The sequence below is a fragment of the Clostridium sediminicola genome, assembly GCF_050402865.1.
GTDB classification, from domain to species: Bacteria; Bacillota; Clostridia; order Clostridiales; family Clostridiaceae; genus Clostridium_AF; species Clostridium_AF sediminicola.
Map to the genome: position 1 here is coordinate 182,445 of NZ_BAABMF010000001.1, position 16,553 is coordinate 198,997.

General features: G+C 28.5%; 15 protein-coding genes. 13 read left to right on the top strand and 2 right to left on the bottom strand.

Translation table 11 applies throughout. The features are described 5' to 3' along the window. The 10 genes from ACQ3F0_RS00815 to ACQ3F0_RS00860 all read left to right on the top strand — a co-directional run bounded on the left by ACQ3F0_RS00815 (position 1) and on the right by ACQ3F0_RS00860 (position 12,409). Positions 1-1,104: a glycosyltransferase family 4 protein gene (locus ACQ3F0_RS00815; RefSeq protein ID WP_428863125.1), complete on the top strand. Its 1,104-nt coding sequence runs from the start codon at positions 1-3 to the stop codon at positions 1,102-1,104. 2 nt (positions 1,105-1,106) lie between these two features. Further along, on the top strand, positions 1,107-2,246 hold the full coding sequence (locus tag ACQ3F0_RS00820; RefSeq protein ID WP_428863126.1) for a glycosyltransferase family 4 protein: 1,140 nt from the start codon (positions 1,107-1,109) through the stop codon (positions 2,244-2,246). Between the two features lies 1 nt (position 2,247). After that, positions 2,248-3,345: a non-hydrolyzing UDP-N-acetylglucosamine 2-epimerase gene (wecB, locus tag ACQ3F0_RS00825; protein WP_428863127.1), complete on the top strand. Its 1,098-nt coding sequence runs from the start codon at positions 2,248-2,250 to the stop codon at positions 3,343-3,345. A 12-nt stretch (positions 3,346-3,357) separates the two neighbouring features. Next, positions 3,358-4,548, top strand: a complete 1,191-nt coding sequence (locus ACQ3F0_RS00830; protein WP_428863128.1) for a glycosyltransferase — start codon at positions 3,358-3,360, stop codon at positions 4,546-4,548. A gap of 184 nt (positions 4,549-4,732) precedes the next feature. After that, positions 4,733-5,884 (top strand): hypothetical protein, encoded by a 1,152-nt coding sequence (locus ACQ3F0_RS00835; RefSeq protein ID WP_428863129.1) that lies wholly within the window; start codon positions 4,733-4,735, stop codon positions 5,882-5,884. Between the two features lie 206 nt (positions 5,885-6,090). Next, complete coding sequence (locus ACQ3F0_RS00840) at positions 6,091-7,263, top strand: hypothetical protein (RefSeq protein WP_428863130.1); 1,173 nt, start codon at positions 6,091-6,093, stop codon at positions 7,261-7,263. Between the two features lie 75 nt (positions 7,264-7,338). Beyond that, complete coding sequence (gene murJ / locus ACQ3F0_RS00845; protein ID WP_428863131.1) at positions 7,339-8,865, top strand: murein biosynthesis integral membrane protein MurJ; 1,527 nt, start codon at positions 7,339-7,341, stop codon at positions 8,863-8,865. A 182-nt stretch (positions 8,866-9,047) separates the two neighbouring features. Continuing rightward, positions 9,048-9,290 (top strand): DUF1292 domain-containing protein, encoded by a 243-nt coding sequence (locus ACQ3F0_RS00850; RefSeq protein WP_428863132.1) that lies wholly within the window; start codon positions 9,048-9,050, stop codon positions 9,288-9,290. Between the two features lie 164 nt (positions 9,291-9,454). Next, positions 9,455-11,044, top strand: a complete 1,590-nt coding sequence (locus ACQ3F0_RS00855) for a zinc ribbon domain-containing protein (protein WP_428863133.1) — start codon at positions 9,455-9,457, stop codon at positions 11,042-11,044. Between the two features lie 189 nt (positions 11,045-11,233). Continuing rightward, positions 11,234-12,409, top strand: coding sequence for a C40 family peptidase (locus ACQ3F0_RS00860; protein WP_428863134.1), 1,176 nt, complete (start codon positions 11,234-11,236; stop codon positions 12,407-12,409). A 72-nt stretch (positions 12,410-12,481) separates the two neighbouring features. Here ACQ3F0_RS00860 and ACQ3F0_RS00865 read toward each other — a convergent pair whose 3' ends face one another. Next, entirely contained in the window at positions 12,482-12,700 is a 219-nt protein-coding gene (locus ACQ3F0_RS00865) for a DUF3892 domain-containing protein (RefSeq protein ID WP_428863135.1), read from the bottom strand. 182 nt (positions 12,701-12,882) lie between these two features. Here ACQ3F0_RS00865 and ndk point away from each other — a divergent pair, with 182 nt between their 5' ends. Then, positions 12,883-13,284, top strand: a complete 402-nt coding sequence (gene ndk / locus ACQ3F0_RS00870; RefSeq protein WP_428863136.1) for a nucleoside-diphosphate kinase — start codon at positions 12,883-12,885, stop codon at positions 13,282-13,284. Positions 13,285-13,404: 120 nt separating this feature from the next. Here the strand turns inward: ndk and ACQ3F0_RS00875 are convergent, their stop codons facing one another. After that, positions 13,405-14,547, bottom strand: coding sequence for a THUMP domain-containing class I SAM-dependent RNA methyltransferase (locus tag ACQ3F0_RS00875; RefSeq protein ID WP_428863137.1), 1,143 nt, complete (start codon positions 14,545-14,547; stop codon positions 13,405-13,407). A gap of 142 nt (positions 14,548-14,689) precedes the next feature. Here ACQ3F0_RS00875 and ACQ3F0_RS00880 point away from each other — a divergent pair, with 142 nt between their 5' ends. Both ACQ3F0_RS00880 and ACQ3F0_RS00885 read left to right on the top strand, forming a co-directional pair. Then, positions 14,690-15,403, top strand: coding sequence for a pseudouridine synthase (locus tag ACQ3F0_RS00880; protein WP_428863138.1), 714 nt, complete (start codon positions 14,690-14,692; stop codon positions 15,401-15,403). 184 nt (positions 15,404-15,587) lie between these two features. Further along, positions 15,588-16,457: a MurR/RpiR family transcriptional regulator gene (locus ACQ3F0_RS00885; protein WP_428863139.1), complete on the top strand. Its 870-nt coding sequence runs from the start codon at positions 15,588-15,590 to the stop codon at positions 16,455-16,457. Positions 16,458-16,553 lie beyond the last annotated feature (96 nt).

A 16,553-nucleotide genomic window follows, 5' to 3' on the forward strand; every position in this document is an offset into this window, starting at 1 on the left:
GTGTTTAAAATACTATATGTAACGACGATATCTGATACAATGGATTTCTTTCCATCTCACATAAATATGATACTGGATCAAGGGCACACTGTAGACATGGCTTGTAATGTTATAAAACCAATCAATTTACAACTGTTGAAACGTGGTTGCAAGGTTTTTAATATAGAATTTCAACGTTCTCCATTTAAAAAGGAAAATTACTCTGCTTATAAAAAACTTAAAAAGCTTATACAGGATGAGAAGTATGATTTAGTCCATACACACACACCAGTTGCTTCAGTTTGCGTAAGACTTACATGTAGGAAAATGAAAAATATAAAGGTTTTTTATACAGCCCATGGATTTCATTTTTTTAAAGGCGCTCCCAAAAAAAATTGGTTGATATACTATCCTATAGAGAAATGGTTAGCGAGATATACTGATGTACTTATCACTATCAATAAAGAAGATTATAAAAGAGCACGAAAGTTTAAAGCAAAGAAGGTAGTCTATGTTCCCGGTGTTGGAATAGATGTTACTAATTTTAGTACCTCCTCTGTTGATAGATGGAAAAAAAGAATTGAATTAGGCATTCCAGATGAAACAATTGTACTACTCTCTATTGGGGAACTTAGTAAAAGAAAAAACCATAAATTAATTATTAAGTCATTAAGAAAAATAAATAGACCTGATATTATATACATTATATGTGGGCAAGGTGAGTTAGATGTGTATTTAAAGAAGCTAGCAGAAGAATTGAACGTTAGTGTTAAATTTCTAGGCTACAGAGAAGATATAGCAGAAATCTGTTATGCAGCTGATATATTTGTTTTTCCATCATATCAAGAAGGACTACCTGTAGCATTAATGGAAGCAATGTCCACCGGATTACCTGTTATATGTTCTAGAATAAGGGGAAATACAGATTTGATTGAAGAAAGTAAAGGTGGCTATTTAGTTGATTCTGATGATACTAATGGATTTGCTAAAGCTATTGTTAAATTAATCAATGAGAGTTCAGGGATGGGAAAACATAATATTGAAACCGTTCGTTACTATGATATTCAAAATGTAATAAAGAAAATGAAAGAACTTTACGAAGCTGAATTTAACAAAGAGGGTTAAACATGAATAATATAAGGATTGTATTTTTGCGTTCAAACCCAGTTGATCCGGATTCGAGAGTAGAAAAGGAAGTTAATGGTCTTATAAAAGTAGGATATGATGTGAAAATATTGGCGTGGGATAGAAGTTGTAAATATAAAGTTAGAGAATCCGTCTTAGAGTTAAATAGTGGAAGAGTAAGGATATATAGATTTGGTATTCCAGCATCTTTTGGTGGAGGAAGAAAAAATCTAAAAGCTTTCATCATATTTCAATTACGTATACTAATATGGTTATTTAAGAATAAAAGACAATATGAGTTAATTCATGCATGTGATTTTGATACAGCCTTTACAGCATATTATTGTTCAAAATTGTTAAGGAAAAAATTAATATTTGACATATTTGATTACTTATTCACTTATACGAATGGTAAATTTAGTGTATTCAAGAAATATATCGTATATTTACAGCATAAAATAATTAATTATGCTGATGGAACAATTATTTGTACAGAGAAAAGAAAAAATCAGATAAAGGGCTCTAAACCGAAAAGACTTGTTATTATACATAACAGTCCACCAAATCAGCGCGAAGATTTTACAGTATTAAACTTAAATAAAAATAAAATAAAAATCGTGTATGTAGGTATTCTACAAGATAATAGATTTTTGAAAGAATTAGCGGATATTATTATAAAAATCACTGAATGTGAACTTCATATTGGTGGATTTGGAAAGTACGAAAGTTATTTTGAAAAGCTAGCTTTAGATTCTGATAATATAATTTATTATGGAAAATTGACTTACAATAAAACTTTAGAATTAGAAAAAAGCTGTGATATTATGACTGCTATATATGATCCTTCAATTGGTAATCATTATTATGCTGCCCCTAATAAGTTTTATGAGGCACTAATGATTGGAAAGCCACTCATTATGGTGAAGAATACAGGAATGTCTGCTGTGGTAGAACAAAATAATATTGGTGAATTAATAGAATATGATAAGAATAGTCTTGAAGTTGCAATAAAAAATTTGATTAAACACAAAAATAATTGGCCAGAGATTTCAAAAAAGATGAAGCAACTGTATGAGAAAAATTATAGCTGGGATGAAATGGAGAGAAGATTGATAGAATTATATAGAGATTTGGAGAGTTAACATGAAAAAAATTATGCTTGTATTTGGTACACGACCTGAAGCAATCAAGATGTGTCCATTAGTAAATGAATTAAAGACACGCCCTAATGTTGAGACAGTCGTTTGCGTTACCGGGCAGCACCGACAGATGCTCTATCAAGTATTAGATGTGTTTAATGTTGTACCTGATTATGATCTGTCAATAATGAAGAATAGACAGACATTATTTGAAGTAACTGCGAATATCTTAAATAGAATAAAAGAAGTGCTAGAAAAGGAAACACCTGATGTTGTTCTCGTTCATGGTGATACTTCCTCAACATTTGCAACAGCCTTGGCCTGTTTCTATCTGCAAATACCAGTAGGTCATGTTGAGGCAGGACTTCGTACATATAATATTAAATCGCCGTATCCAGAGGAGTTCAATAGACAAGCTGTTGGTATAGTTTCCGCTTACAATTTTTCTCCCACTGAACTTTCAAAGCAAAATTTAATAAATGAAGGTAAAAAGCCGGAAACTATCTATGTAACAGGAAACACTGCAATAGACGCACTTAAAACAACGGTTAGGTATGAGTATTATCATGAGCAGTTGGAATGGGTATCTGGTAACAGACTAATTATGATAACGGCTCATCGTAGAGAAAACATTGGGGAACCTATGTACAATATGTTTAAAGCTATAAAACGTATAGTAAATGAGCATCAGGATATAAGAGTAATTTATCCAATACATATGAATCCTATTGTACGTGAAGCCGCTAACGAAATTCTTGGTGGCAACGATAGAATCCGTATCATTGAGCCTTTGGATGTAGTTGATTTCCATAATATACTATCAAAATCTTATTTAATATTAACTGATAGTGGTGGCATTCAAGAAGAAGCCCCTTCCCTTGGAAAACCTGTTCTTGTTATGCGTGATACCACAGAGCGGCCGGAAGGAATTAAAGCAGGAACGCTCAAATTAGTTGGTACGGAAGAAAAATATATATATGATACATTTAAGCTATTGTTAGAAGATAAGTCAGAATACGAGAAAATGAGTCATGCTTGCAATCCTTATGGTGATGGATTTGCATGTAAACGAATTGCAGATATTTTGGAGAATAAGCTGTGAAAGGAATAGAAAATGAAACTACTATTTGTTGCTCAAAATTTGCAAATGGGGGGCATTCAAAAAGCGCTTGTTAACACAATAAAGGAGTTGCATAAAGAAAAAAAGTATGATATTGAAGTATTTTTGTTTGGTGATGGAGTACTTTTAAAAGATATACCTGAAAACATTAGTGTTTATAGGGGCTCATTGCTGTTAAGGTTAGTTTCAACACCTTTTTCCGTTATTAAAGGTGAAAAAAATATTTTTTACTTATTCATACGAATTATTTGCATGATATTTGTCAGAATAATTGGTTCCGACAAATTTTATAGCTATCTTTTAAAAAAACAAAAGATATTTAATAAATATGATGTTGCGATTTCATATTTTAATGATGTACAAAATGGCTATTTTAATCGCGGAACTAATCAATTTGTTGATGAATGTGTTGATGCAAGAAAAAAGATTGCTTGGATACACACAGACCCAATAAAAGCAGGGTTTGATTATAGTACTTCTCTAAACTTATATAGAAATTTTGATAGCATTGTGTGTGTTTCGAATGCTTGTAGAGAAAAATTCATTAAACTTTTGCCCGAATTTAAGAACAAAACTAGTGTGGTTTACAATTTTTTTCCATTAGAAGAAATAAAGGCAAAAGCTACTGAATATAATCCTTTTCAGTACAAAGGCATAAGTCTCATTTCCGTTGGTAGAATAGATAACGCAACAAAGCGATTTCATTTGATACCGCAAATATGTAAAATGCTTAAAAATGCTTCGATAACTGGTTTTAAATGGAGAATAGTTGGTGATGGTCCGGATTTAAAATATAATAAGAAGCTTGTGAAAACTTTAGATGTATCAGAATTGGTAGAGTTTGTTGGCGAAAAAGCTAATCCATATCCATATGTTAAAAAAAGTGATCTTTTTGTTTTAACTTCAGCATATGAAGGTTTCCCAATGGTTATAGGAGAAGCATTAATTCTTGGAACACCTGTTGTAACAACTTGTTTTGCTGCCGTTAATGAACAAATAATCAAAAATTATAATGGCCTTATTACAGAAATGAGATTGGATAATATTTATTCAGCGATAAAATATCTGTTAGAAGAACCTATTAAAATCGAAAAGATGAAAGATAATATCAGAAATGATAGTTTATCTAATATGATTGCTATCAAACAGTTTAGGAGAAGGGTTGGCATCGCTTATGAACAGTAAAAAAGAGAAAAATAAAAGTGTTATACTCTGCATTATATCAAGTATTTTTGTTGTTCTAAAAATGTATACTGGTAGCAATACTTTTCTCTGGATTTTTTTGTTCACTATTTGTGTCGGAATAGTATTTGATTCCATTGAACATAAAGTAGAGTATCTACTTTTTTTTATTTCTTGGGTGTATACATTGAAATTTCAATTTACACAGTTCTCATTATTTGTATTCATGTCTGTAATGTATGTAGTTGTATGTTTGACATACATGTTGATATATAAAAGTAAGTTAGAAATAAGATTTTTGGTGAGTTATCTATTATTTGCAATATATGTTATGGCAATACCTTTGATAGGGGGAGGTCCAGTAACACCAATTATGGGATTTTTATTGAATTATACCTCCATATTTTTTGCAGTATTATTTGTAAATGATAAAAAACTATTCGAAAGATATACTCGTATTTATGCTTTGGGACTGCTATTATCTAGTATCGTTAGACTTATAAGTTTTATAATACCAAATCTGAATCAATATTTTTTAACGATGTCAGGGGTATATACTTTGATTGTAGATGGAACATTGAATATTAGATTTGCAGGAGTGGATATAGACCCAAATTATTACGCAGTTCAAATCTTAATAGCAATTTCATGTTTACTAGTATGTATTTATTATGAGAAAGAAAGAAAAAATACATCAATTATATTATGTATTTCGCTATCAATATTAGGATTTTTATCTCTATCGAAAATGTATTTACTTGTTTTTTTGTTTCTAGTTATCATAACCTTAGTATGTTTTTTCAAAAACAATATAAAAGTAGGGATGAAGTTTTTGTTTAGTATATTTGTTTGCGGTGGAGTGTTAGCTCATCACTATTTCGATTATTTTTACAATTCTTACATACTAAGGTTTGGTGGCGTAGATGCTGGTATTTCTGATTTAACAACAGGTCGAAGCAAAATATGGTTGATGTTTTTATCAAAAATTACTAATAATAAAAAAAATTTATTATTGGGAGCTGATTACGAAATAGGCTACTTGAAAGATACTGTTGCTCACAATATGTATTTGACTGCTCTTAACTATATGGGTATTTTTGGGGTAATTATAACTTTAATATACTTTTATAATATACGAAATATGCTTGTGATTAAAATTAAAGATAAAAAATATTTCAAATTAATATCGGTGAATAGTATACCTCTTTATGTATTACTGATAGCAAATTTAGCATTAGATTCTTTTGTTATGGACTATTTTACAATACATTTATTTTTGGTTTTTTTTGCTTTAAGTTGTAATTCTAAATCTAAATTCCCAATGACGAAGAATGCTTAAAAGTAAAGGGGCTAGTTTATAGTGTATTTATTCTATCAAGTGTATTAGTGAGTATAAATTGTAGTACATATAATCATGAAAAATATATAAATTCAGTTAGAAAAAATATTACTTATAATGAGTGTAATATCTCTTGAATACTACAAAACAAAAGAGTGAAAGCAATTACAAAGCATTAAAATAATCAAATAAAAAGGAATGACTTTATGAATATAAGGAACAGTAAATTATCTCTCCCACTTAAAAAAGCTAAACGATATGCCTTGATGAATTGGCATAATTCTAAAGGCTGGTCTACTGAAAAAAAATACATCATCTTTGAATCTGACGACTGGGGCAGTATACGTACTGCATCACCGGAAACGTATCAGGCACTACTGAATTCAGGTGATAACATAAATAAGGATCCTTTTACCAGATACGATGCTTTAGCTAGTGAAGATGATTTGGAACTGCTTTTTAGTGTCCTATACAGATTTAAAGATAAGAATAGAAAACATCCTATTATTACTGCAAATTGTGCAGTTGCCAACCCAGATTTTGATAAAATAAGAGAATCGAATTTTGAAAATTACTATTTTGAACCCTTTACAAAAACTCTAAAGAGGTATAAAAATCACGGAAATAGCTTTGAATTGTGGAAAACTGGAATGGAAAATGGTATATTTTTTCCACAATTGCATTGTAGGGAACATCTTAATATTACCAAATGGCTAGAGGACTTGCAAAAGGGTGATGAAAATCTTCATTTGGCATTTAAACATAATATGATTAGTGGAGGAAGTTCATTTTCTGATAGTAATCTATTTGCATATATGGATGCGTTCAATTATATCGGAACGAGATATGATGAATTATTGCAAAATATTATATCTGATGCTGTATCCCTATTTTTCGATATTTTTGGATATGAATCAAAGTCATTTGTTTCCGCTTGCTATGTATGGCACAAGTCACTTGAATCAATACTTAAAAAACATAATATAGAGTATATTCAAGGTAGTCATTATCAGCTAATACCGACAGTAGAGGGATATGAATGTTTTGACAAGAAGAAACACACAATTGGTGAAAAAAATAAATATAACCAGTTGTACTTAGTTAGAAATTGTAGTTTTGAGCCTTCATTTGGAAACCAAGTAAATGCAGTTGATTTCTGTTTAGCACAAATAAATAATTCATTCAAATGGAAGAAACCAGCTACAATAAGCACTCATCGATTGAATTATGTAGGATATATTGATGAGTTAAACCGTGATACAAATTTACGATTGTTACAACAGTTACTTACAGAAATTCTAAAAAGATGGCCTGATGTAGAATTTCTTACATCTGAGGAGTTTGGAAATAGGATATTAAGTTCTAAGAATAAAGTATGATGAAAGGAAATTTATTATGATTATAAATAAAAATCCCAAAATACTAATAAAATTCAAGTGTAACGAGGTAAGCTGATGAAAAAAACTGCAATACTTATCATGCTAATCACCATGTTATCGAAATTATTTGGTTTGGTGAGAGAGATAACACTAGCATATTTTTATGGAGCTTCAAATGTTAGTGATGCTTACTTAATTTCTATTACTATACCCAGTATGATATTTGGATTTATTGCAATAGGTTTAGTTGTAGAATATATTCCTATGTATAGTAAAATAAATCAGAATGATGGAGAACTTGAAGCTAATAGATATACAAATAACTTGATTAATATATTAATGGTATTATGTACGATTATAATTATAATTAGCTTTTTTTTCACAAATCAAATAATAAAAGCATTTGCTCCAGGTTTTGAAAAGGATACTTTATCTTTCTCAGCTCAACTTACTAAAATCAATTTGTTAGCTATCTATTTTATCGGAATAGTATCAGTATTTAGTGGTTATCTCCAGCTAAAAGGCAATTATTTTATTGTAAGTTTAATGGGGTTACCATTTAATATTTTTGTTATTATATCGATAATTTTAAGTACTATGACAAATATTTTAATATTATCTATAGGGTATGTAATAGCAGTTGCATTTAAAGTAGTTTTAATGGTCCCGTTTATTCATAAAAAAGGATATAGACATAAGTTAGTATTAAATATTAAAGATAAGTATATAATTAAAATGACATATATTAGCTTACCTGTTATACTAGGAATTTCAGTTGATAATATAAATTTATTAATTGATAGAACTTTAGCTTCAAAAATAGCTATAGGAGGAATTTCAGCTCTAAATTACGCTAATATGATTAATGGATTTGTGCAGGGAATATGTGTATTATCTATAGCTACGGTTTTATATCCATTGATGTCAAAGATGGCTGCTGAAAATAATATGATTGGATTAAAGAATTATTTATCTGAAGCAATTATTGGAATTAATCTTTTAGTAATTCCTGCAACAGTTGTAGCTATGGTGTTTTCGGCTCCAATCGTTATGATTTTATTTGGGAGAGGTGCATTTGATTCAGATTCAATATATATGACTTCTCACGCAACATTTTACTACTCCTTAGGAATGGTTGGAGTGGGACTAAGAGAAATATTTGCAAGAGTTTTTTATTCCATGCAAGACACAAAAACTCCTATGATAAATGCATCAATAGGTATGCTTTTAAATATAATCCTAAATATTATTCTATCAAAATATTTTGGAATTGCTGGTTTAGCGTTAGCAACAAGTATTGCAGCAATAATCACGGCGGTACTTATGTTTATAAGTTTAAAGAAGAAAATAGGGCCATTTGGTATGAAACAAATATCCATTTCATTCCTTAAAATCTTATTTGCATCATTAGTTATGGGTGCTATTTCCAAACTCAGCTTTGACTACTTAACTGACAATGTATTATCACAAAATCTATCTTTTATCGTATCTATTATTGTTGGTGCAATCACTTATTTTATAATGATCTGCTATATGAAGATAGGGGATGTGGATGTTATCGTAGATGCAATAAAAAGAAAGATGAAGAAAAGTACAGAGTGAGAGTATAAGTAAATAATCCAATAAAATTTTTATGAAATTTCCAATTGATGTAGTTTTATTGAAGCAAGAAGAATAATTTGACTTATAAAAGGATCGATAAGTAATTGATTTTTAGAGAAAACAAATAAAACTATAGATATTAGCACATAATAATACTACTTGAGTTTGAAAGGAGTATATTTATGGAAAATGAAAATGTAATGACAGTAGTAAATGACCTAGGACAGCCAATGAAAATTAAAATTATTGATGCAATAAAAATAGGTAGTTCAAAATATGTAATAGTATCTGGTGAAGATTCTGATGAAGCTCATGCTTATAAAGAAGTTACTACTCATGGAGAGAGTCAGTACCAATCAATAGGAAGCGGCGCCGAATTCAAAAGGGTTTTAGAAGCTTATAATTCAAAACATGCAAATGAATAAAGAATACTCCATAAGTGAATAACTTGTGGAGTATTAATTTTTTTGTAATAGTATGTAAAATTATAATCTATTTAATAGAATCTTATGATATAATTAACACAGGTTTTCATAAAAATGTAGAAAAAAATGTAGAATTTATATATGAAAAGTCGAGGTGGGTAATATTGTATTGTGTTAATTGTGGAATAGAAAATAGTGATGATAGTCGATTTTGTAGAAGTTGTGGAAATGAACTTAGAAAACTACTGATAAGTGAAATTTCTGAAACAGAACAAGCTTTAAGTATTGATGATACACAGCCTATTCCAAAAATAAATCCTATAAGTTATGAAAATGCTGATTTTGCTGATGAGAAAGATAAGAACAAACCTAAAAAAATATCTAAGATTTATCAGAATTTTAAAGAAAAGTTTCATCTTAAGCATAAACCAAAATTTCATTTCAACTTTAAATCTAAAAAAAAGATGGTTATAGTGGTTTCAGTTTCATTAATAGTTTTAGCTTCAATTACGATATTTTCATTTAGTGATACGGGGATAAAATATAGATTAAAGTATTATGGAGACCATAAAAATGAAGAAAAACTCGTTAGCTTTATTGAAAGAAATAAGACCAATAATGATAAAATTGATTTAGTTCTATTTGGTGTTCATCAAATTGTTGCTAATGATATTGATAAAGGCATCTCATATTTAGATAAAGAAATCTACAGTAAAGAGAATAACTTTAGTATAAATTCGTATATTATTTCGGAAATGAATAAATACAAAATATTGCCTAAAGATCCTGATAAATTTTGTAGTTTTTATATTACTGAATATATTCTTAATCAAAATACAGAAACAGCTCCAGTTATAAACAATGGTAGTTCTAGTGTTGTAGATTCTAGTACGTATTGGGATGGTGTACTAAGTTTAATTAAAATGTATAAAAAAGAGGACGTAGAAAATTCCTTTTATACTAATATTTTAAGCTTATATAGTGATAAAAAACATAATGAAGCAGTTGCAATAATAATGGCATGTAATACATTGAATATTGGAAATAATGAGAATAACCTAATTCTTAAAGGGCTAATAGAAACTTTAATAGAAAATGAACAAAAAATTGAAAACAATACTAATAATATTAATAGCATCAATACTATTATTGAAGAAACAAGATCGGAAATTGAAAATGAAAATACACTTTTAACTGATTCAAATAATAAAATTGTGGAAGTAAACGATGCTATCAAAAAACTTAACAGCGATTTAGCTGTCAAAAAAAATTACGTCAATTTAAGATTTTATTGTTTGATGGAACATGATAAAAATATGTATGAGATAATATTACCTAAAAAGAGTAAGCTTTTTGGAGAAATTCTTTCTAGTACACATGCAATACTTTATGCTACAAATTCAAAGTTATCGGCTAAGACATGGAATAACATTAATGTTTATAAACAAGGCAATAAAGCAGTTGTTTTAAAAGGATATGGGAACATTAAACAGGAAATTACTACTTACAAAGAAGTTTCGAAAAGTGATTATTCAGAAATTGATAAACTTGAGACAGAACTAAAAGATAAAAATACTCTTTTAGATGAATTAAATAAAACAGCAGAAAATCAAAAAGCTACTATTAATGAAATGCAAAGTATAATAAGTGAGAAAGAAATTGAAAGTTCAGAACTTTTAGCAGAAATTGAAACTTTAAAAACAACTAACAATACTAATGATGCAGATATTAAAAAACATTTATCAAATGATTAATAAGTATTTAATATTGATTAGTAATATAAAGACAAAAAGTGCTTAATGAATAATTAAGTACTTTTTTATTATAAAATATTATAATTTTAATTTAAAATTTAATATTTATAAATTTTTGACTAAATATACTGAAAATTAAGATAAAAAATGATATAATATACTTAATTGATGAACTTAGGGAGTGATTTTATGCATAAGAAATTAACGGCCACAGTATTAACAGCAATTATTTTAGTTTCTAGCATTTCTTCTGTCACAGTTTTTGCTGATAAATTGAATCAAACACTCGACCAACAAAAGAATTCATTGAATTCTAATCAAATAAAACTAAGTGACGCAAAAAAAATTGTTGAAGAATTAAATTCTAAAATTGAATTATTAGACTGTGAAATTGAAAATACATTATTTGAAATAGAAGATTTAAATAATCAAATAATAAAAATACAAGATAATATTGATTTAGCTATTAAAGAAATAGGACAAGCAGAAGCGGATATGGAAACAGAAAAGGATTTATATAATAAACGTATGGTTGCTATGTACATAAGCGGTAATACTGGTTTTTTAGAAGTTATTGTTGGTTCTGAAAGCTTAAGCGATTTGTATTCAAAAATTCAAATAGTTAAAAGCATAACTGAGCTAGATGACAAAATCATTTCGACTTTGCTAGAGAAGAAACTAAAAGTTGAAAATTCAAAACAAGTTTTGGAACAAGAAAAATTGAATTTAGCTACCACAATGGAAATTCATGAAACGAAAAAAGCTAAGTTAGAAAATGATAAGGCAGCACAACAGAAATTAATAAATGAAGCAAAAAAACAAGTAACAGCATTTTCAAATGCTATTAAAGAAGATAAAAAGCAAATTTCAAAAACAGAATCATTGATAAAAGAAGCAAAAGCAAAAGCAGCTGCTGAAGCAGCGGCTAAAGCGGCTGCAGAGGCTGCTGCTAGAGAGGCTGCAGAAAATGAAGGGAAACCAACTCCACCATCAAGAGGAGATACAGTTTCATCAAATGCAATTATAGCTTATGCATCAAACTTTTTAGGAGTACCATATCAGTGGGGTGCTACAGGTCCTAAAACTTTTGATTGTTCTGGTTATACTCAATATGTTTTTGCACATTTTGGCATTAAAATACCAAGAGTTTCTAGAGATCAAGCAAGAGCAGGTGTTTATGTGGCAAGAGAAAATTTAAAGCCAGGTGATTTAGTGTTCTTTGCAAAACCTGGAAAACCTGTTCATCATGTCGGAATGTATGTTGGGAATAATTCCTTTATGCATGCACCACAAACAGGAGACGTTATAAAGATATCATCACTTTCTAGTAGATCGGATTATTATACAGGAAGAAGATTCAATTAAAAAATACAAAAGGTTTACATAGTTTTTTCAACCAGTAAACCTTTTGTATTTTTTTTAATTAATATTTTGATACTAAAACTCTGGTAAGTTTTCTAATTTTTCTTCAGCAGGGCATTTTTCAGTTCCTTTAATAATTTCTGTACCATTTCTATTTTTAGTTACTGTTACACATTCCACTTCACCATCTTTTGCTAATGCAACTGCTTTTGTAAGTGAAAGAATCTCGCCAGTATCAGTCATTACATTTGTAAAATCACCTTCATTATTTTTTCTAACTTTGATTATCTTCATAATATAATCACCTTCCTATCTATAATTTTTAGTATTCCCATTTTAATTAAGGTTATTATTTTCTGTTTAATATTTTCTATTTTATTTAATTGTTTATATTATTTGATTATTTTTTATAATAAAGTGTATAATTTAACTATATACCAAATTAATACCAATATATAATAGAAAAGAGGTGAATTATGAAAGAGAAAACATTAGTCTTAATAAAACCTGATGGTGTAAAGAGAAAATTAGTAGGAAAGATTATTTCAATATATGAAGAAAATAATCTAGAAATAATTGAATTAAAAATGGTTATGCCTACTGAAGATATTATAAGGAATCACTATATTGAACATATAGAAAAAGCATTTTTTCCTGAATTGAGAGAATATTTTTTAGAAGGAAGCATATGTTGCTTAATTTTAGGAGGCGAGAATGCAATCCAAAAAGTAAGAAATATTAATGGCAATACAGACCCTAAAGAAGCAGTTGATGGCTCAATTAGAAAACTATACGGAAAGAATAAAACTAGAAATTTAGTCCATTCATCAGATTGTATTGAAAGTGCTAAAAGAGAGATAAATATCTGGTTTAAGTAACATCCACTCATTAAATTGCTATAATATAAATAGCTCTTTCATACTATTTTTACTTATTTATATGAAAGAGCTTAATTTTGTAACTAGAAAGTTTTTCTAACTAAATAGTTAAAAAGAAAATTATAGTTTTTTACTTGGTTTTGGACCGATATACTGATAGTAATAACATCGTATTCTTCCATTGTATAACTTCCTATTTTTTGTAGCCTGTTTACCAAATTTCTTTTCGAAATTTTCATTTGAAGTAATGATGTGATATGACCATGTTTCTAAATTTTTAAAAACTTTACCCATAACTTTATATAAATACTCAACATCTTCTTTTTCGCTTAATCTCTCACCGTAAGGAGGATTTGTTACTATAGTTCCGTATTTATATTGAGTACCAAATTCTTGAACGGGTCTTTCTTGGAAATGAATTATATCATCAACACCAGCCATTTCAGCATTTTCTCTTGCTATCTTTATAGATCTATCATCTATATCATAACCAAATATATTAAAATCTTTATCATAATATATTTTTTCGTAAGCATCTTTTCTTACTTTTTTCCAAACTTCAGGGGAAGTAATCTGTTCCCATTTTTCACAAGCAAATTTCCTGTTTAATCCAGGTGCTATATTTCTTGCAATTAATGCTGCTTCAATAGGTATAGTACCAGATCCACAACACGGATCTATAAATGCAGTAGAATATCTCCAATTACTTAAAATTACAAGAGCAGCCGCTAAAGTTTCTTTTAATGGAGCTTCGTTTCCTCTTTCTCTATATCCACGTTTATGTAATGCTACTCCAGATGTATCTAATAAGACTGTAACAGTATCTTTGAATATTGAAATTAAAATAGGAAACTTACTACCTGATTCCTCGAATAATTCTCGTTTATATGAAAGTTTTAGTTTTTCAATTATTGCTTTTTTACTTATTGATTGAATATCAGATAATGAAAATAATTGAGATTTTACTGATTTTGCATTAACAATAATCTGACCATCTTCTTCTAATATTCCTTGCCAATCAATACCTTTAACTCCTTGAAACAATTCTTCAAAGCTAAATGCTTTAAATTCACCAAGCTTTATAAAAACTCTATCAGCACAACGTAACCATAGATTAGATTTACAAATACCTTCCTCATCAGACCTATATGTTACCTTACCATTTTCAACATTCAAGTTTTCAAAACCTAATCTTTTTAATTCTTTTGATACTAATGATTCAAGTCCAAAAGCTGATGTAGCAATAAGTTCATAATTAGACATAATTAATCTCCTTTATATAAATTTCCTATAATAATATAACACTAGTGATTAAATAATACAACGAGTAATTAATAAATAAATTAATTTTGATATTTTACATTAATATATTATAATATCATTAGAATGAAAGAAGGAGACAATTATGGAAGAAAGATTACAAAAATATATGGCACACTGTGGTGTTGCGTCAAGAAGGAGTTCAGAAATACTAATACTAGACGGTAGAGTAAAAGTGAATTCTCATGTTATAAAAGAATTAGGTTTTAAAGTTAATCCTGAACAAGATATTGTAGAAGTAGATAATAAAAGAATTGCATTAGAGGAAAATAAGTTGTATATAGCCCTCAATAAACCAATAGGGTATGTATCTACAGTAAAAGATGAAAGAGGTAGGAGTACCATTTTAGACTTAGTTAAAGTTAATGAAAGAATTTATCCTATAGGTAGACTGGATTATAATTCTTCCGGACTTCTGCTTATGACTAACGATGGTGAGATATACAATAAAATTATACATCCTAGAAAGAAAATAGGTAAAATATATATCGCTGTTATTCGAGGAATTCCGTCTATGGAAGCAATAGAAAAATTCAAGAACGGTATAGATATTGGTGGATATATTACTCAAAAAGCTAAATTTGAAATATTAAAAAAATTTAGAAATGGTAATACTCAAGTAAAAGTTGAAATAACCGAAGGAAAGAACAGACAAATCAGAAAAATGTGTAAAGAAATTGGTCATCCAGTTATGGAACTCAAAAGAATTTCTATTGGTGATATTAAACTAAACGATTTAAAGGAAGGCAACTATAGAAATCTATCTTCTAATGAAATCAATTATTTAAAGCACTTGTAAATAACGAATAATATAAAAACTAAACTTGCATTTTATTTTAATATTTTCTCTAATTTTAATTGTTTTATAAGACTTTTAATAAATAATTTTTCAAAAAATGAATCTTCTATTGATAAATTATTCAAAAAATGATAAAATGAAATAAAAATTTCATTTAAATTTTACTAATGAGGGGATCATATTTATGAGTGATGATAAAGATTTAATGCGAACCATACAAGTTAAATTTCCTAGGTTAAGCAAAGGGCAGAAGAGGATTGCAGAATATATATTAAAAAATTATGACAAAGCTGCATTTATGACAGCTGCTAAGCTTGGTTCTAGTGTTAAAGTCAGCGAATCCACAGTTGTACGATTTGCTAACGAACTTGGTTTTAGTGGTTATCCAAAACTTCAAAAGGCTTTACAAGAATTAATTAAGACGAAGTTAACAACTGTTCAAAGGATTGAATTAACCAATAATCTTATCAATCAGGAAAATGCTTTAAAAGGTGTTTTAAAAGCAGATATGGATAATATAAGAGCAACACTTGAAAAAATCAATCCAAAAACTTTTGAGAATGTTATAAATTGTATTTTTAACTCTAGAAAGATTTATATAATTGGACTTAGAAGTTCTACTGCATTAGCTGAATTTTTGGGCTTTTATTTAAATCTTATACTAGATAATGTTCAGGTAATCCAACTTGGCATAAGTGATATTTTTGAGCAAATGATTAATATTACTGATAAAGATTTAGTAATAGGTATTGGGTTCCCGAGATATGCTGTAAGAACAATAGAAGCATTATCATATGCAAAAAGTAAAGGAACTCAAATAGTTGCAATTACAGACAGCCTATTATCTCCACTTGCTTCAACTGCAGACTATACTTTAATAGCTCAAAGCAACATGGCATCTTTTGTAGATTCTTTAGTTGCACCATTAAGTATAATAAATGCGTTAATTGTAACAGTTGGTTTAAGAGAAAAAGACAAGATTTCAGCTTCTTTTAAAGAACTTGAAAATATTTGGGAAGTTTATAATATTTATGCTTATAAAAAGGATGAATAGTATATAATAAGTAAGGAGCATATGTTTCTTACTTATTATTTGCGTAAAAACATAGGAATCGTTAAAAAATAACTTCCACTATATTGCCATCAAAAA